We start from the raw sequence: 26,727 nt of genomic DNA, 5'->3' as shown, positions 1-26,727 counted from the left end.
TTTACCACAGATTAAACGGATTTTTACCGGACATGCACACGAAAAATACCTACAACGTTTTGAAAACCTTGCAGGAATAAAAATAAAAAACTCAGAACCTAAGCAACTTAGGACCTTAGTAACTTTAAAAAAAAATGGCAGAAAAAAGAAGAGACCTTGTATTAGCAGGATTAGAACCCTTAATTATTACACCCGAAAGTGTTTTTGTAAACATTGGCGAGCGTACGAATGTAACAGGTTCCAGAAAATTCCTTCGTTTGATCAAGGAAGAGAAATATGACGAGGCGCTTGATATTGCAAGACAGCAGGTAGAAGGAGGAGCACAGATCATCGATATTAATATGGATGAAGGAATGCTGGATGGGGTTCAGGCAATGACAAAATTCCTGAATTTAATTGCATCCGAACCGGATATTTCGAGAGTGCCGATTATGATTGACAGCTCGAAATGGGAAATCATCGAAGCAGGTCTAAAAGTAGTACAGGGAAAAAGCGTTGTCAACTCGATCTCTTTGAAAGAAGGCGAAGAAGCCTTTATTCACCACGCCAAATTAATCAAACGCTATGGAGCGGCGGCTATTATCATGGCTTTCGACGAAGTAGGTCAGGCCGATAATTTTGATCGTAGGGTTGAAATCTGTCAGCGATCGTATGATATTCTGGTTGATAAAGTTGGTTTCCCTCCACAGGATATTATTTTCGATTTGAATATTTTCCCCGTTGTAACCGGAATGGAAGAACACCGCCTGAATGCGCTGGACTTTTTCAGAGGGACAAAATGGGTTCGTGATAACTTGCCACACGCACATATTAGTGGTGGAGTGAGTAACGTTTCGTTCTCTTTTAGAGGAAATGATCACGTTCGTGAAGCGATGCACTCGGTGTTTTTATACCACGCGATTCAGAACGGAATGACAATGGGAATCGTGAATCCGGAAATGCTTTCGATTTATGATGATATTCCAAAAGACTTATTAGAACACGTTGAAGATGTAATCTTAAACAGACGTGATGACGCAACGGAAAGACTTTTGGACTTTGCTGAGAACGTAAAAGGCGAAGTAAAAAGTGATGAGAAAGCGATTCAGGAATGGCGTTTAGGAACAGTCCAGGAACGTATAACGCATTCATTGGTAAAAGGAGTCGATGCTTTTATAGAAATTGATGTCGAAGAAGCACGTTTAGCAGCAACAAAACCAATTGAAGTGATCGAAATCAATTTGATGACGGGAATGAATGTCGTAGGAGATTTATTCGGAAGCGGAAAAATGTTCCTGCCTCAGGTAGTGAAATCGGCTCGTGTAATGAAAAAAGCCGTAGCGTATTTATTACCGTATATTGAAGCCAGCAAACAAGCCGGTGACAAACAAGGAAATGGAAAAATATTGATGGCAACCGTAAAAGGTGACGTTCACGATATTGGAAAAAATATTGTCTCGGTAGTATTGGCTTGTAACAACTACGAGATTGTAGATCTTGGTGTTATGGTGCCCCCGGAAAAAATTATTGCTGCGGCGATTGAACACAACGTAGACATAATCGGTTTAAGCGGATTGATTACCCCTTCGCTTGACGAAATGGTCTATCTGGCCAAAGAACTGGACAAACAAGGAATTAAAATCCCGATTATGATTGGTGGAGCAACCACTTCGCGCGCGCACACCGCCGTGAAAATTGCACCTCAATACAGCGAAACGGTAATCCACGTCAACGATGCTTCCAGAGCTGTTACTGTGGCAGGAAACCTGTTAGATCATAACCGTAAAATATATGCAAGCGATATTCGGGCAGATTATGACGCGTTTAGAGAAACGTTTTTAAATCGTTCGAGAGATAAAAACTTCCTGACGATTGAACAAGCGCGTAAAAATAAATTACAATTGGACTGGGATGAATACACGCCAACCAAACCAAAAGTAATAGGCAAACAAATTGTTGAAGTAGAACTGGACGTTTTGGTTCCGTATATCGACTGGACACCATTTTTCAGAACCTGGGAATTGTTTGGTAAATATCCGGCCATTTTAACGGATGAGGTTGTCGGTAAAGAAGCAACATCCCTTTTTGCTGATGCTCAGGCAATGCTGAAAGTGATTCTGGCAGAGAAAAAATTATCCGCAAAAGGAATTTACGGTATTTTCCCGGCAAACCAGATTGATGACGACGATATCGAATTGCGTGATGAAAATGGAAAAGTACTGGAGAAATTTTTAACACTTCGTCAGCAGTCACAAAAAACAAAAGGGGCACCAAACATCGCTTTGTCCGATTTTATTTTACCAAAAGATTCAGGAATTACAGATTACATAGGCGCTTTTTGTGTGACAACCGGTTTTGGTGTAGACGAATGGGCAGCCGAATTTGAAAAAGACCTTGACGATTACAATTCGATTATGGTAAAAGCATTAGCCGATCGTTTTGCAGAGGCTTTCGCCGAATATTTACATGAAAAAGTACGTCAGGATTTCTGGGGTTATGATGCTGAAGAATCGCTTTCGACAGAAGATCTGATTGAAGAAAATTACAAAGGAATCCGTCCGGCACCAGGTTATCCGGCATGTCCGGATCATCTGGAGAAACCAACAATCTGGAAACTCTTAAATGTAGACAAAGAAATTGGAGTAACCTTAACCGAAAGTATGGCGATGTGGCCCGCTTCATCAGTTTCGGGATATTATTTCGGAAATCCAAAAAGCAAGTACTTCGGACTCGGAAAAATAAAAGAAGATCAGGTGGTCGATTACGCCAAACGACGCAATGTTCCCACAGATTACGCGATGAAATGGTTAAATCCTAATATAGCAGATTAAAAATAGTTGATGGTTGATGGTTTTTGGTTGATAGGTTTGAGGATCTACAAACTTTCAACTATAATTGAATGTAGTTTTAGCATATAAACCAAAACTATCAAACATCAACAAACAACTAATAAAAATGGAATACAGTAAATTGGGAGTTTGGCTGGAAGCACGAAAATTGGTGAATTTATTATATGATTCATCTAAACTATTTCCAAAAGAAGAATTGTTTGCATTGACTAATCAAATGAGAAGGGCAGCAATTTCAATACCTTCAAATATCGCTGAAGGGTGCGGACGACAAACATCAAAAGAAACAATACACTTTCTTCACATTTCAAGAGGGTCATTGTATGAATTAGAAACCCAGTATTATTTAGCATTGGATCAAAGATATATTGATGAAAGCAACTTTAAGATTGCACTTGAACAGATTCAAACTTGTAAAAAGTTATTAAACGGGTTTATTAACTATTATAAAAAATTAATATAGTTGAGGTTGCTATTTTTCAGTTGCAAAATGAGCCAACAACCATCAACCAAAAACTATTGACCATAAATTATTGATTTACGTTTTTTGATTCAGATTTTTTACACAAACAACTCAAAACTCATAATTCATAACTCATAACTTAAAGAATGAAAGTAACAGAACATATAGAAAACGCCAAAGGAAATACACTCTTTTCATTTGAAATTATTCCGCCTCAAAAGGGGAAAAGCATTCAGGAATTATACGACAATATCGATCCGTTAATGGAGTTTAAACCACCATTTATTGATGTAACCACTTCACGCGAAGAATATATCTACATTGATAAAGGCAACGGATTATTAGATAAAAAACTGACTCGTATGCGTCCCGGAACGCTTGGAATTTGCGCTTCTATAAAACATAAATACAATGTAGATACCGTACCTCATGTGCTTTGTGGAGGTTTCACCAAAGAAGAAACAGAATATCTTCTGGTAGACTGTAATTACTTAGGAATTGATAATATCATGGCTTTGCGTGGTGATGCCATGAAAGACGAACAATATTTTATCCCAAAAGCAGGAGGGAATGATTATGCAATCGATTTGGTAAAACAAATCAGCTTACTGAATCAGGGAAAATACCTGCATGAAGTAATGGATATCGATAACAAAGCTGATTTCTGTATTGGGGTTGCGGGTTATCCGGAGAAACATTTAGAATCGCCATCGCTTCAGTCGGATTTAAAAAGACTGAAAGAAAAAGTAGATGCCGGAGCTGATTATGTGGTAACGCAAATGTTTTTCGACAATACAAAATATTTTGAATTTGTAGCAAAAGCGAGAGAAATGGGAATTACGGTGCCGATCATTCCGGGAATTAAACCCATCGCTGTTAAAAGGCATTTACAGATTTTACCACAGATTTTCCGAATAGATTTACCGGAAGATTTAATTCATGAAGTCGATAAATGCAAAGATAATGCAGCGATAAAACAAGTCGGAATTGAGTGGGCAATTCAGCAGTCCTTAGAATTAAAAGCGGCCGGAGTTCCGGTATTGCATTATTATTCAATGGGGAAATCAGAGAATATTCGCCAGATTGCGAGTCGTATTTTTTAGGATTTTGAGTTCAAAGTTGTCATTTCGACGAAGGAGAAATCACACTCGGGATTCGACAAAGATTGACAATTTTCTTTGAGGAGTTTCTTATGTGATTTCTCCTTTGTCGAAATGACAAAACCGCTTGGAATTTGGTCATGAAGCTTCTGGATTAATTTGGAATTTAATTTTTACCATTATGAAAAAAGAAGAATTACAAGCAATCGCGGCACAACTAAAACATCCCACAGGAGAAAAGGGAATTGAAATGGCCAACATGATGCATGAAACCAACATCAATATGACACGTCATTCGATTCAGAATCTCAATATTGCCGCAGAAAATAAAATTCTGGAACTGGGTCATGGAAACGCCGCCCATCTGGAATTTGTAATGCAGCAAGCCGGAAAATTAACCTATTACGGACTCGAAATGTCGGAGTTAATGTTTCAGGAAGCAAGACAGATCAATCGGAATTATGTTTCCCAAAAACAGGCTTTCTTTTCGCTTTATGATGGAAATGCCATTCCGTTTCAGGATTCATTTTTTGATAAGATTTTCACCGTAAACACCATTTATTTTTGGCAGGAGCCTGAAAAATTTCTTTTGGAAATCTACAGGATTTTAAAACCGGATGGCAATTTCTGCTTAACATTTGCAGAGGAAAGTTTCATGAAGCAGCTTCCGTTTACAGCATACGAATTTACCCTTTACAGCACCGAAAAAGTACAGCAGTTAATCGAAAAAACAGCTTTCAAAATTGTTTATACGGAAACTTTAACCGAAAAAGTAAAAAGCAAAATGGGCGAATTGGTGGACAGGGCTTTTACAACTATTGTATTAGAAAAATAACAAAAAAAACAGCGTCTTCGTTTTAGTGCTCTTTTTTTAAGTAATTTAATTGATTTTTTATTTCACGTTTCTATTTCTGAATCCTAATACTTTTTTAAAATTATGGAAGTTAAAAAAATCAATTTTCTAAAAAGCTACAGCAGCATTTTACTGCTTTTAGGCGGTATCATTACAGGAAGTATCTTAGGATTATTATTTGGTAAAGGCGTTGAGGTAATCAAACCGCTTGGAGATATTTTTTTGAATTTACTTTTTACGGCAATTATTCCGCTTATTTTCTTTACAATTTCTTCCTCCATTGCCAATCTAGAGAAAACCGAAAAATTAGGAAAATTGTTTACCATTATGATGCTTGTTTTCCTCGGAACTGTTCTGATATCAGCAATCATTATGATTTTGGCGGTTTATCTCTTTCCGATTCATCAAAGTATTATAATTTCTAAGATTCCTCTGGAGAACGTTCAATCCGGAAGTATTGGAGAACAAATAGCACAATTACTGACCGTAAATGATTTCTTCGAATTATTGTCCCGAAAAAGTATGCTGGCGCTTATTATTTTTTCTTTCTTAATCGGCTTCGCCAGTTTGCAGTCCGGAGAAAAAGGCAGCAGTTTCAGAAGTTTTCTGGATTCCGGAAATGAAGTTATGAAACAATTGCTGAATATGATTATGAAGCTGGCACCAATAGGTCTGGGGGCATATTTTGCCTATCAGGTAGGTGTTTTTGGCCCGCAGTTGTTTGGGGTTTATGCAAAACCTTTAGGTATTTATTACGGGGCATGTATCTTTTACTTTTTTACTTTTTTCAGCATATACGCTCTTATAGCGGGAGGGAAACGCGCATTTGTTGTGTTTTGGAGTAATAATATCACTCCGGCTTTAACGGCTGTCGGAACCTGCAGCAGCATTGCCACAATCCCGGCAAATCTCGAAGCAGCAGAAAAAATGAACATCCCGAATCATGTCCGGAATTTAGTGATTCCGCTTGGTGCGCCATTACACAAGGATGGTTCAAGTATGTCCTCCATTCTGAAAATTACGGTTCTTTTCGCCATGTTCGGAAAAGATTTTACAGAGCCGAGTACCATTCTGTTGGCATTAGGAATTACGGTTATTGTTTCTATTGTAGAAGGCGGAATACCAAACGGAGGTTATATCGGCGAGGTTCTGGCCATTACAGTTTACGGCCTGCCCATGGAACAGGCGCTTCCGGTAGCAATGATTCTGGGAACTCTGGTAGATCCGATTGCAACCTTATTAAACGTAAACGGCGATTTAATCTGCTCCATGATGATTTCCAGGTTTTCCGAGAAAACCAAATGGTAATAAATAGTCTTCAATTTCTATCTTTTTTATAATTAAAAATCAGTGTTAATCCGCTTAATCTGCAGTATGCGCCCGCTAATTTCTTTAGCGATTGATTAAGCACATAAAATAATATATAATGAATTCGGTACTTCAGCAAGATCTAAATGATTTAGAAAATATACTTGAAAAAACAAAACAACAGGGATTAGGGTTTCTTAATAATCTTGAAAATAGTCCAACATCAAACAAAGAAACGATTGATCCGACGCGTGCCTTAAATGAATTAGGCTTAGGATCTCTGGCAGCTTTAAAAGAATTTAACGAGAGACTGGCGCCATTGCTGGTTGCTTCACCGGGACCACGATACTGGGGATTTGTAACCGGAGGATCGACTCCGGCATCTATTGTCGGGGATTGGCTGGCTTCTGTTTATGACCAGAACACGCAGGCGATAAAAGCACAAGGCGGAGTTTCAGCATTAATTGAATTTGAAACCATCAATCTGTTGTTACAATTGTTTGATCTGCCCAAAACATTTTTAGGCGGATTTGTAACAGGAGCCACGATGTCTAATTTTACCTGTCTGGGAATTGCAAGACAATGGTTTGGAGCGCAATTTGGAAAAGATTTTGCTAAGAACGGAATTTCTGAAATCCTAAATATTTTAACGGCAACACCGCACTCTTCGGCTGTAAAATCATTAGCGATGCTGGGAATTGGAAGCCAGAATTATACTGTTATTAAAACTATAGAAGGAAATAGGGAAGCTATTGATATTGTTGATTTAGAAGAAAAAATAAAAGCATTAAACGGGAAGCCTTTTGTTTTAATTTCAAGTGCAGGAACAGTAAATACAGCAGATTTTGATGATTTTAAAGCGATTTCAAAACTAAATGGGAAATACAATTTCTGGTGGCATATTGATGCTGCTTTTGGAGGTTTTGCAGCTATTTCGGATAAATTCAAACATTTGGTCGAAGGCTGGGAAAACGCAGACAGTATCACAATTGATTGTCATAAATGGCTTAACGTACCGTATGAAAGTGCTTTTTATCTGGTAAAAAACGATCATGTGAATTTGCAGATTGAAACTTTCCAGAACTCGAATGCACCCTATTTAGGAAATCCGCTGGAGAATTTCAATTATTTGAATGTATTACCGGAAAATTCAAGACGTCTGAGAGCTTTGCCGGTTTGGTTTTCTTTATTGGCCTATGGGAAAGAAGGTTTTTGTGATATTGTAGAAAACAGCGTGCATCTGGCATTACATTTCGGAAATGCGCTTATTGAAGACGTTCATTTTGAACTCTTAGCACCAATTCGTCTTAATAACGTTTGTTTTACGTTGAAAGGCAATCATAATCAGGAAAAAGTTGCTTCGTTTCTGACACATTTAAATGATAGCGGAAAAGTGTTTATGACCCCAACAGTTTATCAAAACAAAAAAGGAATCAGAGCTTCGTTTGTCAATTGGAGAACTTCTGAAAAAGATATTAAAATAGTAATAGAAGAAATGAAAGCAATTATTTCGGAGTTAAATTTATAATTAAAACAAAAAATAATTTTAAAAAGAAGGCCAGTTTATTTTAAACTAGCCTTCTTTTTATGAGTACTCAAAACTGCTCCCTGAGACTGAGACTGTAAACTAATCCTGAGACTGCGACTGCAAACTTATTTAGTAATCTCCCTAAACACCGCTTCCAGATTTTTATTTTTCTGATTTAACTGAAGTGTTTTTAAACCATTTTCGTTGGCAAAATCAAAAATAGCCGGACGCATGTCTTTTTCAGTAACAAAAGTAAGCTCCCAGGTCATATCGTGCGTATTTTTATAAGAACTGATGTTTTCCAGTTTGGCCAGTAACTGTTCTTCTACCTGATAATCAAATTCTACTTCTATAACCTGTTCTTTGTTTTCGGAAATTAACTTATCCAGTTTTTTATCGGCCACAATTTGTCCTTTGTCAATAATTATGACACGGTCGCAGATGGCTTCCACTTCCTGCATGATGTGAGTTGACAGAAAAACGGTCTTATCTTTTCCAACATTTTTAATTACATTTCGGATTTCCATTAACTGATTCGGATCCAGACCGGTAGTCGGTTCGTCCAAAATCAAAACATCGGGATTGTGCAGTAAAGCATTGGCCAATCCAACACGCTGACGGTATCCTTTAGAAAGTTGTCCGATCTTTTTATGACTTTCAGCTGACAGGCCTGTCAGTTGAATTACCTCTTCGATTCTTGATTTTTCAACATGGTAAACATCGGCATTAAAAGCCAAATACTCACGAACATACAAATCCAGATACAACGGATTATGCTCCGGTAAATACCCGATAGAAAGTTGTACCGCTTTAGTGTCTGTCATGACATCATGACCATTTACAAGGGCTGAGCCGCCATCGGCAAGTAAATAAGTAGTCAAAATTTTCATCAAAGTTGATTTTCCGGCACCGTTCGGACCAAGAAATCCAACGATTTCACCCTTCTCAATTTTAAATGAAATTTCATTAAGGGCTTTTTGTGCTCCGTAACTTTTTGATATACTGTTTACTTCTATCGACATAACTTTTTATTTACTGCAAAAGTAAACAGAAATATGCTCGATTGCTAGAAATTGTGTTTCAAAGAACTCTTAAAAAAAATATAAATTCCCAGATACGACGGCATTGTTATTGTTAAACCATTGCTAAAATTAAAATAAATTCAAAATGAAAAAAATTCTAGTGATGGCTGCATTGGCTATCTGCAGTTTTGCAAATGCTCAAAAAGGAACAATCTTAGTTGGTGGTAATATCGGATACACTTCTGATAAAACAGAAGACCAATTTGGCGAAGAAAAAACAAATACATTTAGTTTTTCTCCAAGAGTAGGTTACCAATTTCATGATAATTGGACTGTTGGGGGTGAATTTACAGTAGCTTCATCAAATGATGACAACGGTGCAAGAGAAATAAAAAATAATGGTTTCAAAGCAGGTGCATTTGTTCGTTACTCAGTGCCATTAAGCCAGACTTTTTCTGTTTTTGCAGATATGGGCGCTGGTTTCCAAAATGTTAAATCTAAAGTATACGGTCCTTTAAATGCTTTCTCAAAATCTAAAGCAGATGGTATGTATGTTGGTGTAACTCCGGCTCTTTTCATTAATATGAAAGATGGTTTCGGATTAAACTTCAGTATTGGAGGATTAGGTTACGAAACATTAAGCTATGATAATAACGGTCCTGATGTTAGTAGTTTTTACTTCAACTTTGGACAAACATTTAATATTGGAGTTTCTAAAAACTTCTAATCTTAATCGATCTTTATTCAAAAAAAAAGCACTCCATTGGGGTGCTTTTTTTGTTTTCTGGTTAAAGTGTTTTGAAAAAAGTTTTACGGGAAACAATATCTATTAAATTATACTATTCCTATTCTGATAGATCTTGTGGGGGGGTGGGTTTTGTCCAAAAAGTCACAAAATAAAAGTTGAATATTGCTGAAAATAAAGAATAGAGTAAGCACCAATACATTTTTGGGTCGTTGGAATGTTTTATTATGGTATTCCAGCTAAATTCTTTATCAGAAAAGAAGTATGCCCAAAACATGGCTAATGTCCCAATAAGTATATAAGAAATCCACCAGTATATTGAGAAATTAAACTTATTTAAATTTAGTTTCATTTTTACAATTTAAAAGTTATCGATGAGTCTTCCGGTACTTCTAATAAAGAATTAATTAAGCGAATGTCCTTTGCCGCTAATTTTAAATTTTCATCTGGAAAAGTCTCTATTTTTTTTATTTCTGAAAGACAATCAGCAGCAGCCCAGGTTATTGCTCCTGCTGCACCTCCAACCGCCCCTGCTGCTGCCCCAAACACAGCACCTCCAATTACACCTGTTGCAGTTCCTAGTCCAGGAACTGTAAATGAACCAGCTATTAGACCAGCTTTTGCGCCAGTATACGCACCACTTAAAGCCCCGCCTGCTATTCCCCTTCCAATATTTTTACCCTGACCGGCCATACAACTCCAAAAGCCATTGCTTTTTGAATAAGAAGTGTTTTTAGTTGTTTTCTTTGTGATGGAATAAACTTTGTCAGACACTTCATGAATCACATCAAAAATAAGGTTAGCCTCTTGTTTAAAAGCATTGCTAAAAGATTTTCCATTAAGGATTTTTCTCTTCGATTTTATCAAATCATCGATATCACTATCATAGCTATTGGCAAGATCCTGATAAAAGAGCAACATAAAGTTTGCTTCATTGACATTATAATGTGGGGCTAAATTAATTTTGAATTCCGAACTCGTATTTGTTGAGGAATTTAGTTTCTCACTAGATTCTTTTAAAGTAAAATATTTAGATATTTCTTTTTTTAGGGCAGTTTCATCGATTGCTATTTTGTCAATTTCAGCAATTTTATTTTTTGTATATAATCTAATTTCTGAATAATCTAATTGCTCCGTGTCATTTCCTGTACTATTTTCTTTATTGTCATCGCATGAAAAAAATAAATTGATAAAAAGCAGTAGGGCCAAAAGTGATTTCGAATTTTTCATAATTGTATTTATTTAAATTATTAGTACTCTATATTTACAACCATTTGAATAAAACCTTACTTCTTTTAATTTTCTATTTAAATAAGAATGTCCTAAAACGATTTTATTGCCTGGATAAATATATTAAATTCAGGTTTTACTAATATTGTACTTGAAAAATTCGATTTATTTTATGTTATAATTGAGGCTGTTTAAGTAATATCTGGTTTTTTAAAAGTTTAACTATTTATATTCAGATACAAATAGTATAAAGTAAGCATTGGTGCTTATTCAATAAAGCTTAATAATGTTTACTTGAAACCTTTTCTCCGATGTTCCATGAAATAATTTGCCACTGATACATCTCCTACATTATCCTTTTTTGAAACTGTTACAAAAAAGTAAAAAAATAATTTTGCAACGCTTTCTGTTGCAAAATAAAAATAAAATTTATTTGTAACAAAATCTGTGATACATTGAAAATTGAAATAAATTTTAGTAAAGCGCTCTGGAAAATGTTTAACGCTTGACAAATAATTTGCTTAAAAAAATGCCAACATAAGTGAAGCCGAAATAAATCATAACTACAAGATTTTCGACTTCACCGTTGACACTAAAAAACAAAATTATCTAAATAAAAGGCATTACTTATACAGCACTTTCTACTGCAGCTCTCATTTCCTGGGCAGCAGCTACCATCTCGATAAGTGCTTTTTTGGTTTCATCCCAATGACGTGTTTTTAAACCACAATCCGGATTGACCCAAAGCTGGTCTGTCGGAATAACATTCGCCGCTTTTTCAAGCAGTTTTACCATTTCTTCACTTGACGGAACACGCGGGGAGTGAATGTCATAAACTCCGGGTCCGATCTCATTTGGATATTTAAAATCGGCAAAAGCATCTAAAAGTTCCATTTGGGAGCGTGAACATTCGATGGTGATCACATCGGCATCCATGTCGGCAATATTCTGGATAATATCGTTGAATTCGCTGTAACACATATGGGTGTGAATCTGCGTATCATCCTTTACACCGCTGGCAGAAATTCGGAACGCTTTTACAGCCCAATCCAGATAGGCAGCCCATTCTTCTTTTCGTAAAGGCAGGCCTTCGCGAATCGCAGGCTCATCAATCTGAATGATTTTGATTCCGGCTTTTTCTAAATCCACCACTTCATCACGAATCGCCAAAGCAATCTGCGTACAGGTTTCAGAACGCGGCTGATCGTTACGAACAAAGGACCACTGTAAGATGGTTACCGGTCCGGTAAGCATTCCTTTTACCCATTTTGGCGTCAGGGATTGCGCATATTGGGACCATTTTACCGTCATTGGGTTTGGTCTCGACACATCACCATAAATAACCGGAGGTTTCACGCAACGGCTGCCGTAACTTTGTACCCATCCGTTTTTTGTAAACGTAAAACCGGCAAGTTGTTCTCCGAAATATTCCACCATGTCATTACGTTCAAACTCACCATGAACGAGGACATCGATACCGGTTTCTTCCTGGAAACGAATGGTTGCTTCGGTTTCTTTTTCGATTAAGTCATTGTATTGTTCCGCTGTTAATTCTCCTTTTTTAAATTTGGCTCTCCAGCTTCTCACCTCTGCGGTCTGTGGGAAAGAACCAATGGTGGTGGTTGGAAACAAAGGAAGGTTTAAAGCCTCAATCTGGCTTTTTCTTCGGGTTGCAAAAGTGCTTTTTCGTTTGTCGTCAGAAACGGAAATACCGGCAACACGGTTTTTTACTTCATTATTATGAATTAATTTTGAAGTCTTACGATTTTCATTTGCAATCGTATTTTCTTCAAATGCAGCCGAAGTTGTAGGATCAGTTTCATTAGAGGCAAATTGTTTCAACGCTACAATTTCCTGGATTTTTTGTTTGGCAAAAGCCAGCCATTGTTTGATTTCGGGCGTCAGGGTGGCATTGTTTGTTTCTAAATCCAGATCACACGGACTGTGAATTAAAGAACAGGATGGTCCGACCAGCACTCTTTTTTCTCCTAAGGCATCGGTTGCTTTTTTGATAAGACCTAAAGAATTTTTGAAATCATTTTTCCAGATATTTCTTCCGTCCACAACTCCAAGGGAAAGATTTACGTTTGGATTCAATTGCCCGGATTCTAAAATATCATCTAATTGTGATGGACAACGTACTAAATCCAGGTGTAAGGTATCAACTGGTAAAGCCAGAGCCGTGGCCAGATTTTCTCCGAAACAATCGAAGTAATTGGCCAGAATGATTTTAATTTTTGGAAAACGGATATTAATTTCATTATACACTTCCGTGAAAGTCTTACGCTCTTTGTCCGTTAGGTTTAAAGCCAGAAAAGGTTCGTCTAACTGAATGTATTCGACATTTTCGGCTTGTAGTTTTTCGAAAATTTCAAAATAAACAGGTAGCAATTCGTCGATAAGATCAATTCGGTGAAAGCCTTCTTCTTTTTCCTTTCCTAAAAGCAAATAAGAAACAGGCCCGATTAGAACCGGTTTTGTGGCAATTCCTAAAGCATTGGCTTCTCTGAATTCGGTAATTATTTTTTCTGAAAACAAAGTGAACTTTTGGTTTTTTGTAAATTCAGGAACAATATAATGATAGTTGGTGTCAAACCATTTGGTCATTTCCATTGCTACCACATCCTGTCCGTTTCTTTGTGCCCCTCTCGCCATGGCGAAATACAAATCTATGGCCGAATTTGATTTGGCAAAATCAGCGTAACGCTCCGGAATGGCTCCCACTGCCAAAGTTAAATCAAGCACCTGATCATAAAAAGAGAAATCATTAGACGGGATTAAATCTATTCCGGCTTCAGCTTGTAATTGCCAGTTGGTACGGCGAATGTCTTTTCCGGTCCGGATCAGTTCTTCAACCGAAATTTTCCCTCCCCAGTACAATTCACTGGCTTTTTTAAGTTCTCTGTTACTGCCAATTCTTGGATAACCTAAGTTGTTTGTTTTCATTTTGATTCAGTATTTTTTACTGAACAAATGTATTGTATTAGATTATAATACTTAAATTTGAGTTTTATTTCAGTGAATTGTGTTTTTAGAATCTGTTTTTAAAGATTATATTACTGATGAATTCTTTAAAAAGAACCTTTAGCCGTAAAAATTACTATGGAAAACCTCGATAAAACCGATTTGCAAATCCTGAAGCACCTTCAGGAGAACTCTAATATCAACACAAAAGATCTCGCCGCAAAATTATTCCTGACCGTTACGCCGGTTTATGAGCGTATCAAAAGACTGGAACGTGACGGATACATTACCAAATACGTGGCACTTCTGGACAAGAAAAAAATGAATCGCGGGATGACCGTCTTTTGTAATGTCCGTTTAAAAGAGCACGCCAAAAACGTCGGAAGCAATTTTGTGAAAGATATTGTGGCACTTCCCGAAATTATTGAATGTTATAATATTGCCGGGGATTATGATTTTATGCTGAAGATTCTGGTGCAGGATATGACTAGTTATCAGGATTTTGTAATGAATAAATTATCGACTATCGAAAATATCGGAAACACCAACAGTATTTTTGTAATGGGCGAAATCAAACATAGTACGGCATTAGAGTTTTAATATTTTTTGCCACAGATTACGCAGATTATAATGATTTTTTATAATTGGTGTTTAGGTTTTTTCGCCGCGAATTTCACTAATTGCCGCAAATCATTGTGGTTAAATTAATTCGTGAAATTTGTGGCGAAAAAAGCATTTAATTTTTTAAATCAAATTAATCAGTGGCATATTTTTATTCAACATTGTCCTAAAATAAAACGTATTTTTGGTGTTTAGATCAAAAATCTAAAATCAATAATCTGAAATTTAAAATTGAAAATGAACTGGGAACAACTTTTATCTCTTAAAAAGCAAGGCGACACAGACAAAAGATTACGTATAGAACAAGACGATACCCGATTAGGTTTTGAGGTAGATTATGACCGGATTATCTTTTCGTCAGCCTTTAGATCATTGCAGGATAAAACGCAGGTGATTCCGCTTTCTAAAACAGATTTCGTGCATACAAGACTTACCCACAGTTTAGAAGTTTCAGTGGTTGGGCGTTCTCTGGGACGTTTGGTTGGCAAAAAAATCATAGAAAAATATCCCTATTTAAAAGAAGTTGATGGCTATCATATGAATGATTTTGGAGCAATTGTGGCCGCTGCATCTTTGGCGCATGATATCGGAAACCCGCCTTTTGGACATTCCGGAGAGAAAGCTATTGGTGAATATTTTTCGATAGGAAATGGAAAACAGTATAAAAAAGAATTAACAGATAAGCAGTGGCAGGATTTAATTGATTTTGAAGGAAATGCAAACGGATTTTCAGTCCTTACCGCGAGCCGTCCCGGAATTGAAGGCGGTTTAAGAATTTCGTATGCCACTCTGGGCGCTTTTATGAAATATCCGAAAGAAAGTTTGCCTAAAAAACCAACGCAAAATATTGCTGATAAAAAATATGGTTTTTTCCAGACCGATAAAGCCTTTTTTGAAGAAGTAGCCAAAGACATGGGAATGATCGCCAATAAATCAGGAGATGATATTGGTTTTGAAAGACATCCCTTAGCGTATCTGGTTGAAGCAGCAGATGATATCTGTTACACCATCATAGATTTTGAAGACGGAATAAATCTGGGTCTGGTGTCTGAAGATTATGCTTTGGAATATCTGATTAAACTCGTAAAAGATAATATTGGTGTAGCGAAATATAAATTGCTGGAGACCAAAGAAGATCGAATTAGTTATTTGCGTGCTTTAGCAATTGGTGCCTTAATTAGTGATGCCGTTGATGTTTTTATCGAAAACGAAGAAGCAATCCTGGCCGGGAAATTTCCTTTCGCTTTAACAGATAAAAGCAAGTACAAAGCCCAAATGGACGATATTATCAAATTAAGTGTTGAAAAAATCTATCAGAGCCGTGAAGTAATCGAGAAAGAAATTGTCGGTTATCAGATCATCCAGACTTTACTGGATAAATTCATTATTGCTTTCAATAACAAATATGAAGGAAAAGCATCCAATTATGATAAATTGCTTCTGAAAATGCTGCCGGAAAAACACCATTTGGAGAAAACGAATTTATACGAGCGTTTGCTTCATATCTGTCACTATGTTTCACTTTTAACAGACGGAAATGCGCTGGAATTATTCGAAATGATTAACGGAAGAAAACCGAATTAATTATTGAAAAGCGTAAACAAGACCTACACCTAAAACCTGTCTCAGCTGTGCTCTTGGCCCGTCATTTACCTGACTTGTTGTTCCGGTTATCGGGTCAACAACATCTTTTTTAGTTTTGATATCATCGTCATACACCAGATGAATCCCGATATTGGCTTTTACATAAGCATTTACAACAAGGTCCAGACGCGTATCGTAATCAACATCGACGTTTCCAAATCTGTTTAGGTAATCGGTATATAAACTCAGTCTGTTTTCGTAAAAAATGTTTTTGAAAATTTCACTTTTCATGTAGCCCGTAAGCAGAATACCAAACTCCGCTTTTACTTTTTGTCCCTGTTCAATTAGAATAGTATTAGTGGGATCAAGAGGGTCTGTGGCATAAACAGCTTTTTTAACACCAAATGCTCCCTGGTCTGCCAGATATTGATCTAAAACCAAAGTAGTCTTTAAAGTGATTGGGGAGAAATAGAAAGTCCTGTTTTTAGCTTTATTTGAATTCTCAGCTCCGGCTCCTAAAAAGATATAAGCAGGTGCAAACGGTTTCGATATCGCAATGTCCTTGTTCGGATAATTGTAACCATCTGTAAACTGAGTGCTGAAATTATATTTGGCAGAATAGTACCAGTTTGAGGTGGTATCTTTTCGGAATCCGTAGGTGGAGTTGAAAATAAGAGCATCGTCTGTTTTTCTAAGCTCCGTACCATCCTGTTTATTTAAGCCGTACTTAACAATTAATTCGTTAAACCATTTGTGATTTCCTTTTGCGTAGGTTCTTGCAAATTCTCCCTTAAACAAACCTGAAATAGAACTTGTTCCCCCCGCACTCCAGTTGACGAAAGCAATTTCGGAGATATCAAAACCAAGCTGATTTTTTTTAGTCCAGTTGGAAGGAGGTTCAGGAGCCTGATTGGGTTCTAAAGTGGTTTTAATAATACTCTGGGCAGAAATAGTAACGGTAAAAGTAAAAAGGAATAGTAAGAGAGTGAATCGAAATAATTTCATTAGGCTTGACTTTTTATTTTTTTTTTGGCTTTGCAAAATAATTCTTTTCAATGGTTTGAAAAAAGTTTTGATAAATTTTTAACGTCAATTTTGCACAATTGTTGTAACTGCAGTACAGTTCCATGCTCGATAAACGTATCTGGAATGCCTAAAATTTTCACCGGATTATTGAAGTTGTTTGCTGCTGCAAATTCTAAAACAGAGCTTCCGAAACCGCCATTTATTGTTCCGTCTTCAATAGTAATAAGCGTATCGAAAGTAGTGAATATTACTTGTAGTAAATTGATATCTAATGGTTTAACGAATGGAAAGTCATAATGCGCAATTGTATCGGGATTCGAACATTCGTTTAAGGCGGCGATCACATTATTACCAATAGTTCCGGTCGATAAAACGGCTGTTTTCGTTCCCTTTTTCAGGCAATTTGCCTTCCCGATTTTAACATTTTCATAATGTCCGAAATTTTCTACTTCCCACCGAGGCAGGACGCCTCTTCCTCTCGGATATCGGATCGCAATCGGATGATCTAAGCCTAATTGTGCGGTATAAAGTATGTTTTGCAATGCAATTTCATTAATAGGAGCGTAAATAATCAGGTTCGGAATGCATCGCAAATAAGCAATATCAAAAACACCGTGATGGGTTGCACCATCTTCGCCCACCAGACCAGCTCGGTCCAGACAGAAAATTACGGGTAAGTTTTGCAATGCCACATCATGAATGACCTGATCGTAGGCACGCTGTAAAAAGGTCGAGTAAATGTTACAATAAACTATCATGCCCTGAGTCGCCATTCCGGCCGCAAGCGTTACCGCATGCTGTTCCGCAATTCCAACGTCAAAAGCCCGCTCGGGAATTTCGTCCATCATAAACTTCAGGGAACTGCCTGATGGCATTGCCGGTGTAATTCCGATGATTTTTTCGTTTTTTCTGGCTAAATCTAAAATTGTTAAACCAAAAACATCCTGATATTTAGGTGGTAAATTTTCTTCAGATTTCAAATGGATTTCTCCTGTAGAAGCATCAAATTTTCCGGGAGCATGATATTTCACCTGATCTTCTTCAGCCTGTTGCAGGCCTTTTCCTTTTGTGGTTACGATGTGAAGAAATTTGGGACCTTTTATATGCTTTAAGCGATTCAGGTCTTTTATAAGACCAATCAAATCATGTCCGTCAATCGGGCCGGAATAATCAAAATTCAGCGATTTGATCATGTTGTTCTTCTTCGGATTCTTTCCCTCTTTTACAGCAGTAAGGTACTTTTTAAGAGCGCCCACGCTGGGATCAATACCAATCGCATTGTCGTTAAGAATGACCAGTAAATTGGCATCCGTAACTCCGGCATGATTTAAACCTTCAAAAGCCATTCCGGATGCTATGGAAGCATCACCGATAACGGCAATATGCTGTTTGTTGGTTTCGCCTTTTAGCTGAGAGGCAATTGCCATTCCTAAAGCGGCAGAAATAGAAGTAGAGGAATGTCCTACACCAAAAGTATCATAAATGCTTTCACTTCTTTTAGGGAAACCGGAAATACCGCCTAGTTGTCTGTTAGTGTCGAAATTTTCTCGTCTTTCGGTCAGAATTTTGTGTCCGTACGCCTGATGTCCCACATCCCAAACCAATAAATCTTCGGGTGTATTAAATACATAATGCAAAGCAATTGTCAATTCTACCACACCTAAACTGGCACCCAAATGCCCTTCTTTTACCGAAACAATGTCAATGATAAAATCACGTAATTCCTTCGCTAATTGTGGTAATTGCGTTTCGTCAAGTAAACGTAAATCGGCCGGATTGCTTATGTTGGAGAGTAAATTGCTTTTCATTTTTTTGTAAAAAACAAATTTACGGTTTTAAATTTAATTTTATTACTCAGTTATTGCTCCGAATGTTTATTCCAGCGTTATTGGTAAAGAATATTGCATTTTTATTTTTTTTCCATTTGATTCTCCCGGCTGCCATTTTGGGCATAATTTTAAAACCCGGATTACTTCCTTTTCTATAGTCTGATCCATACCTGGTGTGGATTCCAGATAAGTTAAAGAACCGTCTTTTTCAACGGCAAAAGAAATCCTGAATTTGTTGTTTGTAGCATTTACATTTTCGGGATTTTTAAATTCTTTTCCGAAAAAGTTATAAAATGCTTCAATGCCACCCGGAAATTCCGCATTGGTTTGCATTACTGCACCAGTAACAAATGCAGATTCCTCTTCCTGACCTTCATTTGAGGATTTTACTTTATTTTTAGTCGGTTTGGTACAATCTTTAGTTACTGGTTTTACAAATTTTACCTGATCTACTTTTGGCGGGGGAGGCGGTGGAAGAGTATGTTCTGAAGAGCCCTTGGGAGGTAATCCTTTTCCAAGCGTTTCATAGTTGTTGGGAGTTTCTTCTTTATCAACAACTTCTATCTTGTTGATCTTTTTCTTATTGCCGTCTTTATCGGCACAACTAAACAAAGTAGTTCCCATAGAAATAAACAAGGCGAGTACAAACATTTTATAATAGGATGTCTGAGTATATAAAACACGGCTTGGAATCTGAATCGAGATTGTATCTAATTGCGTGTTTTTAAACCTGCCGCAAACGCTGTTACTTTGATTCTGAATGAAAAAATGCTGAATTTCATCTGGAAGCATTGTAGTGAAATCCACAACAGTTTTTGCGCAGCTTAAACAAAATCTTCCATTGTCTTTTGGAGTCATTTTATCCCAGTTTTCGTTGCAGGGTTCCGGAATGGTGATTTTTGGTTTTGTATCCATTATTTGAAATATCAGTGTTTAAATGTAATAAAAAAATATAAAGTAAAAATGAACTTTTCAATGGTGATAAATCCTTTCGTAGATTTCATAAATAGCAGTTTACGTAAAATGAGGCGATTATTTCGGTTAATCGCCTCAAAAAAGCTCAATATTTGAGGTGATTAAATTTAAAAAATGCCTCGCGAAGTACAATTGGCAGCTGTGAGTTTAGAAACAATTCGTGTGTTCTCGTATGTTTAACTAATGAAAATTATTTCAAAAACCTTATTTTTGCAACTATGATAAATCCCTTCACCGACGAGTACTTTATGAAAAAAGCTTTGCAGGAAGCTGAAATGGCTTTTGATAAAGGCGAAATTCCTGTTGGAGCCATAATCGTCGTTGCCGATAAAGTGATTGCCAGAAGTCACAATCTCACCGAGTTATTAAATGATGTTACGGCTCATGCCGAAATGCAGGCGATTACTGCCGCGGCTAATTTCTTAGGCGGAAAATACCTCAAAGATTGTACTTTATATGTCACACTCGAACCTTGTCAGATGTGTGCAGGAGCTTTGTACTGGAGCCAGATCTCTAAAATTGTTTTTGGTGCGAGGGATGAGCAACGCGGTTTTATGACCATGGGAACCAAATTACATCCTAAAACTACCGTGGTTTCCGGAATCATGGCCAATGAAGCGGCTGATTTGATGAAACGATTTTTTATAGAAAGGCGTAAATAATTGATCATTTTTCAGTGCAAAAAAAATAATTCATTACACTGAATTTTCCTCTTAAAGATTTCAAAAAATATTCTACATTTACTACAATATATTTGACATTTCGATAGTTATGCTCTTTAACTGTCAAATGTTAAAACGTTCTGTCATTTTCTATAATTTGTAACCTTATAACTCTAAATAAAAGTGAAAGCAAAAGGATTAGTTCTCGTGTTTTGTGTGTTTTTTATTTTTCAATCTTGCGGTAGAAAATCAGCTGCCGATTTTAATTCCGATTTTTCATTATTCAAAGAGTACATAAGTAGTTTTACGGGTGGAATTGTCCCTTCAGATTCGGACATACGCGTCGTTTTGGCTTTCGAAAAAAAAGAATGGAAAGTCAATGAGGTTTTAGATGACGATTTATTTGATATTTCGCCAAGTGTGAATGGAAAAGTGGTGGCGCTTTCGGGCAATACTATTGCTTTTATTCCGGAGAAAAAATTAAAACCGGGAACAGAGTATCAGGTTACGCTGAACTTAGACAAACTGATTACGCTTCCCAAAGAAAAAGAGAAAGAGCTTTCGAAATTTAATTTTACGGTTAAAACCATAAAACAGGATTTTACTATTAATACGCTCGATATTCAATCCCACAGTAAAGAATATCAGTACCTGAACTGCGTCTTGAAAACAGCAGACGATATCGATGCTGAAACGGCTCAAAAATTAATCTTAGCCAGCCAGAAAGGAAATCAGCTTAAAATTAAATTTGATAAAAATGTAAAATCAGGAAAAGAATTCAAATTCATCATTGACAGTATTCAGCGTTTTGCTGAGCCAAGTGAACTTGAAATCGCTTATGACGGGAATGATTTTGATATTGACCAAAAAGGAAAAATTGACTTTCCGATTACTTCCATAAATGAATTTAAAGTTATAAAAGTCGATGTTCCAGACGAAAATAATCAGTCCGTTTTAATCAATTTCTCGGAACCTTTAGAGAAAGGCCAGGATTTTAAAGGTCTGGTCGCCATTCAGAACACCAATAATTTAAAATTTTCGACACAGGGAAATGTGCTGAAAGTTTATTTCAGTAATGAGAAACCGGCTCCCGAAGTAGTGCACGAAGTGGTAGTAGAAGAACCGGTTGCAACAGTTACGGTAGATTCAGCAAGCGTTACGGTTGATAGTGCAGCAGTCGCAACACCGGAAGAAACGGTCGAAGCAGAACCGGAAGTGATAGAAGAAGAAGCCACACCGGAGCAAAATATAACGGGCGAATTGTTGCTTGAAGTTTTTCAGGGAATAGAAAGTCAGTATGGCCAGAAAATGAAGGAGAGTTATTCTCAGAAAATTTCTTTCGACCAGATAAAACCAAATGTCCGATTTGTAAAAAACGGAACGATTCTGCCAAGTTCCAATAACCTGAAACTGAATTTTGAAGCTGCAAATCTTAGTGCCGTAGACGTAAAAGTATACAAAATCTATAAAAATAACATTCTGCAGTTTCTTCAGAATAATGAACTAAAAGGATCTCAAAATTTAAAACGTGTTTCTCAGCCCGTTGCCAAAACGACCATTAATCTTAAAGAAAATACGTTGGTCAACCTAAGCAAATGGAACACCTTTGCTTTAGATTTATCTAAAATTATTAAGCCGGAACCGGGAGCGATTTACCGCGTAGAATTCTCTTATAAAAAGAAATATTCTCTATACAAATGTGAAACATCAGAAGAAGATTCCAATCAAAATGAGGAAGAAGAAGAAGTGGATGAAGATGATGTGAATTATAGTGAGAATCCCTATGATGACTACTATTACGACGATTATCAGTGGAGAGAAAGCCAGGATCCTTGTACAGGTTCCTATTATTACAATGCCCGAATTGCAACCAATATTTTAGCTTCCGATTTAGGGGTAATTGCCAAAAGAGGAGAGAATAAATCGTATTTGTTTGCCGTAAATAATATCATTACAACCGAACCGGTTTCGAACGCACGTGTTGATTTATACACCTATCAGCAGCAAAAAATTGCAACTGCATCGACCAGCAGTGAAGGTATTGCCACCTTCCAGATCCATAAATTCGCCTATTTTGCAATCGTTACTTTAGGAGATCAGTCAACTTACGTAAAGCTTGATGACGGAAATTCCTTATCCGTAAGTAATTTTGATGTAGCCGGAGAAACGCTTCAGAAAGGGCTGAAAGGATTTATTTATGGAGAACGTGGCGTTTGGCGTCCGGGAGATAATTTGTACTTGTCTTTTATCTTGAATGATGCTTCGAATAAATTGCCAAAAGCTCACCCGATAAAATTCAGGCTAACCGATCCAAACGGAAAAGTATCCTATCAGACCGTTCAGAAATCGAATGAGTTAAATCATTATGCATTTATCGTGCCGACAGATCCCGATGCACCAACAGGAAGCTGGGAAGCAATGGTAAGTGTTGGGGGAGCAAAATTTTATAAAAACATAAAGATTGAAACGATAAAACCCAATCGTTTAAAAATCAAGAATAGTTTCCAAAGAACCATATTGTCTTCGTCATATCCAAACACCAGTAATCTTGAAGTGACGTGGCTTCATGGCGCCATCGCTAAAAATCTGAATGTGGAAATGCAGGCTAAATTCTCTGAACAGAAAACCACTTTCAAAGGATATGACAAATATACCTTTGATGACCTCGTTCGCAGATTCAGTACCGAAGAAGTGAATGTTTTTTCCGGAAAATTAGACGCAAACGGAAAAGCATCGGTCAATATTAATCCAAAGTTACAAGGACAGGCACCCGGAATGCTGAGAGCTTCTTTCATTACAAAAGTATATGAAGAAGGCGGGGATTTCAGTATGGATGCAATGGCTACGACCTATTCTCCGTACAAAACATATGTGGGCGTAAAAGCACCGGAAGTCAACAAATACGGAATGCTGGAAACCAGAACAAACAATCGTTTTGATATTGTAACCGTTGATGAAAACGGAAGACCAAAATCGGTAAGGGATCTGGAAGTAAAAGTTTATAAAGTAGAATGGCGCTGGTGGTGGGATGCTTCAAGTGATAACTTATCCAATTACAATTCATCCGAAGCTACAACTTCTTATAAAACCTTTAAAGTAAACACCGATTCATTAGGGAAGGGAAGTATTCAGTTCGCCTTAACCGATGAAGAGTGGGGACGCTATATGATTCGTGTTTCTAATGAAACCGGAGGGCATGCAACAGCACTAACCGTAAATATAGATTGGCCCATCTGGTCCGGAAAAACGAGGAATACAGATGCTTCAACAGCCAATATGCTTGTTTTTTCTACAGATAAAAAAGACTATGCCGTAGGCGAGAAAGCACAGATTTCTTTCCCTTCAAGTGCAGGCGGACGTGCTTTGGTTTCTGTCGAAAATGGATCAAAAGTAGTACAGACACTTTGGGTAGAAACCAAAAAAGGAGAAACAAAAGTCGAAATTCCGATTACGGCGGCAATGGCTCCAAATGTTTATTTCAATATTACACTTTTGCAACCGCACGCCTCGACTAAAAATGATTCTCCGATTCGTATGTACGGAATTGTTCCGATTGGAGTAGTCGATAAAAATACAAAACTGGAACCAACGATTACCATGTCGGATGTTTTAAGACCGGAACAATCATTCCCTGTAAAAGTGAGTGAGAAGTCAGGTAAAGAAATGACATATACCATTGCCATAGTCGATGAAGGATTATTGGATTTAACCCGATTTAAAACACCAAATGCATGGGATAGTTTTTACGTTCGCGAAGCCTTAGGTGTAAAAACCTGGGATGTCTACGATGATGTGATTGGCGCTTACGGCGGAAAAGTAAATCAGATTTTCAGTATTGGTGGAGATCAGGATTTAGGCGGAGGAAAGGCTAAGAAAGCCAATCGTTTTAAACCGGTTGTAATTTATCTGGGACCCTTCAAACTGGAAAAAGGACAGACCAAAACCCATCAGGTTACGTTACCAAAATATATAGGATCAGTACGAACAATGGTTGTTGCGGGTGATGCTGCAACAAGCGCTTATGGAAGTGTAGAAAAAGCAACTCCGGTTCGCAGTCCGTTAATGGTGCTGGCTTCGTTGCCAAGAAAAATTTCACCATCAGAAAAAGTGACCATTCCGGTTACGGTTTTCGCAACGGAGAAAAATGTTAAAAATGTAAAACTTCAGATAAAAACCAGCAAAGGGCTACAGGTAATCGGAAGTGCTGCTCAAAATGTAACTTTTGCACAGCCGGATGAGAAAATGGCATATTTCAATCTTGCAGTGGGAAGCCTGACCGGAATTGCAAAAGTGCAGATTATCGCCACCTCCGGAAAAGAAAAATCATCTTATGAGGTCGAAATTGATATGACCAATCCGAATCCGGTTACAAATACCTATACAGATGTGATTTTAGCACCCGGCAGTTCTAAAACGATTTCCTGGAAAACCTTCGGCGTTTCGGGAAGTAACAAAGCCAAGCTGGAAGTTTCTTCTATGCCGACCATTAATCTGAATGGAAGATTGCAATATCTGATTCAATACCCGCATGGTTGTGTAGAGCAAACGACTTCAGCTGTTTTTCCGCAATTGTTTTTGAGTGATGTAGCAGATATTGATGCCATTCGCCAACAGCTTATTCAAAAGAATGTAACGGCAGGAATCACAAGATTAGGAGGTTTCCAGTTGCCAAACGGCGGACTTGCCTACTGGCAGGGAAATACGATTGCAGACGATTGGGGAACTTCGTATGCCGGACATTTTGTAATAGAAGCAGAGAAAAAAGGATATGTTTTGCCTATTAACTTCAAATCAAAATGGATTTCGTATCAGCAAAAAGAAGCTAAAAAATGGCGTTTTGAACCACGTTATGGAAATGATATGGCGCAGGCCTATCGATTGTATACATTAGCATTGGCCGGTTCTCCCGATTTATCTTCGATGAACAGATTACGCGAAACAACCGGAATCTCAAACGAAAGTAAATTACGACTGGCAGCGGCTTATGTGCTGGCAGGACAAAAAAGTGCCGGATTGACCTTGTTGCTGCATAGTAAAATTGATGATACTTCCAGTGATTATAATTACTATTACTATGGTTCAGGAGACAGAAACAGAGCTATGGCACTGGAAACATTATTATTGCTAAACCAAAAAGAAAATTCCTTTTTAATGGCCAAAAAACTGGCTAAAAACATGGCAAGTGATCAATGGATGAGTACGCAGACAACTGCCTATTGTTTGTATGCCATGTCGAAATTTTCATTAAATAACGGCCCGAAAGGAATTGATCTTCAGTTTAGTAAAGACGGAAAAGCACAAAGCATAAAAACCGCTAAAACCGTTGCGGACAGAAACCTGGTGGTTAAATCAGGATCTAATAGCATTACTCTGAAAAACAATAAAAAGAATACGATTTATGTCCGTGTCTTAAATACCGGAATTCTTCCGATTGGTCAGGAAAATGCGGTTGAAAGTAATCTTTCTGCCGGAATTGTTTTCAGAAACAGAAAAGGCAGTGTCATTGATGTTTCGAAAATTGCTCAGGGAACGGAGTTTGTTGCTGAGGTTACCATTAAAAATTTGAAAAACGAATATGTACAAAATGTTGCTTTGTCTCAGATTTTGCCATCCGGTTTCGAAATTGTAAACACCCGTTTTACCGATTATGGGGAAGCGACCAACAATACAGCCGATTATATTGATATACGCGATGACAGGACGAATTTCTATTTTGGACTGAAAGCCGGAGAAACCAAAACATTCAAAATTTTACTGAATGCCTCGTATCTGGGAACTTATTATTTACCGGGCTTGCAATGTGAAGCCATGTATGATCATACTTTCCTGGCCAGAACCAAAGGATTTTGGGTTCAGGTAGTTAAATAAAGTTTCACGCAGATTTTGCAGATCTGGCAGATAAAAAAAATCTGCAAGATCTGCAAAATCTGCGTGGAAAAAACTTTATAAACTTTGCAAATAACCTCGCGTTCCTTGCGGTTAAATTATG

17 protein-coding genes are annotated in these 26,727 nt (G+C 37.4%); 11 read left to right on the top strand and 6 right to left on the bottom strand.

Features of this window, described 5'->3' with window-relative positions:
- The first annotated feature begins 134 nt into the window (after positions 1 to 134).
- The 6 genes from metH (at position 135) to HAV12_RS21365 (ending at position 8,080) form a co-directional block, all read left to right on the top strand.
- The gene (metH, locus tag HAV12_RS21390; protein WP_171571382.1) at positions 135 to 2,810 is read left to right on the top strand and encodes a methionine synthase; all 2,676 of its coding nucleotides are present in this window, start codon (positions 135 to 137) and stop codon (positions 2,808 to 2,810) included.
- A 64-nt stretch (positions 2,811 to 2,874) separates the two neighbouring features.
- Complete coding sequence (locus tag HAV12_RS21385; RefSeq protein ID WP_240345206.1) at positions 2,875 to 3,291, top strand: four helix bundle protein; 417 nt, start codon at positions 2,875 to 2,877, stop codon at positions 3,289 to 3,291.
- 146 nt (positions 3,292 to 3,437) lie between these two features.
- Positions 3,438 to 4,394, top strand: a complete 957-nt coding sequence (gene metF / locus HAV12_RS21380; RefSeq protein ID WP_132031910.1) for a methylenetetrahydrofolate reductase [NAD(P)H] — start codon at positions 3,438 to 3,440, stop codon at positions 4,392 to 4,394.
- Between the two features lie 178 nt (positions 4,395 to 4,572).
- Positions 4,573 to 5,226, top strand: a complete 654-nt coding sequence (locus HAV12_RS21375; RefSeq protein WP_171571380.1) for a class I SAM-dependent methyltransferase — start codon at positions 4,573 to 4,575, stop codon at positions 5,224 to 5,226.
- 102 nt (positions 5,227 to 5,328) lie between these two features.
- On the top strand, positions 5,329 to 6,552 hold the full coding sequence (locus tag HAV12_RS21370) for a dicarboxylate/amino acid:cation symporter (RefSeq protein WP_171571379.1): 1,224 nt from the start codon (positions 5,329 to 5,331) through the stop codon (positions 6,550 to 6,552).
- Positions 6,553 to 6,670: 118 nt separating this feature from the next.
- Positions 6,671 to 8,080, top strand: a complete 1,410-nt coding sequence (locus HAV12_RS21365) for a pyridoxal-dependent decarboxylase (RefSeq protein WP_171571378.1) — start codon at positions 6,671 to 6,673, stop codon at positions 8,078 to 8,080.
- Between the two features lie 125 nt (positions 8,081 to 8,205).
- On the opposite strand, the gene gldA is transcribed toward HAV12_RS21365, so the two are convergent.
- Entirely contained in the window at positions 8,206 to 9,102 is an 897-nt protein-coding gene (gene gldA, locus HAV12_RS21360) for a gliding motility-associated ABC transporter ATP-binding subunit GldA (RefSeq protein ID WP_171571377.1), read from the bottom strand.
- A gap of 145 nt (positions 9,103 to 9,247) precedes the next feature.
- Between gldA and HAV12_RS21355 the strand changes: the two genes are divergently transcribed.
- On the top strand, positions 9,248 to 9,829 hold the full coding sequence (locus tag HAV12_RS21355; RefSeq protein WP_171571376.1) for an outer membrane beta-barrel protein: 582 nt from the start codon (positions 9,248 to 9,250) through the stop codon (positions 9,827 to 9,829).
- Positions 9,830 to 10,201: 372 nt separating this feature from the next.
- Here the strand turns inward: HAV12_RS21355 and HAV12_RS21350 are convergent, their stop codons facing one another.
- Together HAV12_RS21350 and metE are read right to left on the bottom strand one after the other, a co-directional pair.
- On the bottom strand, positions 10,202 to 11,077 hold the full coding sequence (locus HAV12_RS21350) for a hypothetical protein (RefSeq protein ID WP_171571375.1): 876 nt from the start codon (positions 11,075 to 11,077) through the stop codon (positions 10,202 to 10,204).
- 627 nt (positions 11,078 to 11,704) lie between these two features.
- Positions 11,705 to 14,023, bottom strand: coding sequence for a 5-methyltetrahydropteroyltriglutamate--homocysteine S-methyltransferase (gene metE, locus HAV12_RS21345; RefSeq protein ID WP_171571374.1), 2,319 nt, complete (start codon positions 14,021 to 14,023; stop codon positions 11,705 to 11,707).
- 156 nt (positions 14,024 to 14,179) lie between these two features.
- On the opposite strand from metE, the gene HAV12_RS21340 reads away from it, so the two are divergent.
- Both HAV12_RS21340 and HAV12_RS21335 read left to right on the top strand, forming a co-directional pair.
- The gene (locus HAV12_RS21340) at positions 14,180 to 14,641 is read left to right on the top strand and encodes an Lrp/AsnC family transcriptional regulator (protein WP_132031894.1); all 462 of its coding nucleotides are present in this window, start codon (positions 14,180 to 14,182) and stop codon (positions 14,639 to 14,641) included.
- 258 nt (positions 14,642 to 14,899) lie between these two features.
- Positions 14,900 to 16,246: a deoxyguanosinetriphosphate triphosphohydrolase gene (locus HAV12_RS21335; RefSeq protein ID WP_171571373.1), complete on the top strand. Its 1,347-nt coding sequence runs from the start codon at positions 14,900 to 14,902 to the stop codon at positions 16,244 to 16,246.
- On the opposite strand, the gene HAV12_RS21330 is transcribed toward HAV12_RS21335, so the two are convergent.
- The 3 genes from HAV12_RS21330 to HAV12_RS21320 form a co-directional block, all read right to left on the bottom strand.
- Positions 16,247 to 17,251: a DUF3078 domain-containing protein gene (locus HAV12_RS21330; protein WP_171571372.1), complete on the bottom strand. Its 1,005-nt coding sequence runs from the start codon at positions 17,249 to 17,251 to the stop codon at positions 16,247 to 16,249.
- Between the two features lie 47 nt (positions 17,252 to 17,298).
- Complete coding sequence (locus tag HAV12_RS21325; protein ID WP_171571371.1) at positions 17,299 to 19,080, bottom strand: 1-deoxy-D-xylulose-5-phosphate synthase; 1,782 nt, start codon at positions 19,078 to 19,080, stop codon at positions 17,299 to 17,301.
- 66 nt (positions 19,081 to 19,146) lie between these two features.
- A complete protein-coding gene (locus tag HAV12_RS21320; RefSeq protein ID WP_171571370.1) occupies positions 19,147 to 20,016 on the bottom strand; it encodes a hypothetical protein in 870 nt (289 codons plus the stop codon).
- A gap of 278 nt (positions 20,017 to 20,294) precedes the next feature.
- On the opposite strand from HAV12_RS21320, the gene HAV12_RS21315 reads away from it, so the two are divergent.
- Together HAV12_RS21315 and HAV12_RS21310 are read left to right on the top strand one after the other, a co-directional pair.
- Positions 20,295 to 20,738 carry a nucleoside deaminase gene (locus HAV12_RS21315; RefSeq protein WP_041516481.1) on the top strand — a complete coding sequence of 148 codons (444 nt, stop codon included), beginning with the start codon at positions 20,295 to 20,297 and terminating at the stop codon, positions 20,736 to 20,738.
- A gap of 183 nt (positions 20,739 to 20,921) precedes the next feature.
- Positions 20,922 to 26,606, top strand: coding sequence for an alpha-2-macroglobulin (locus HAV12_RS21310; protein ID WP_171571369.1), 5,685 nt, complete (start codon positions 20,922 to 20,924; stop codon positions 26,604 to 26,606).
- The last annotated feature ends 121 nt before the right edge of the window (positions 26,607 to 26,727 follow it).

The organism is Flavobacterium sp. CLA17, assembly GCF_013112255.2.
Classification (GTDB): domain Bacteria; phylum Bacteroidota; class Bacteroidia; order Flavobacteriales; family Flavobacteriaceae; genus Flavobacterium; species Flavobacterium circumlabens.
This window is presented reverse-complemented; position numbering and strand designations above follow the sequence as displayed.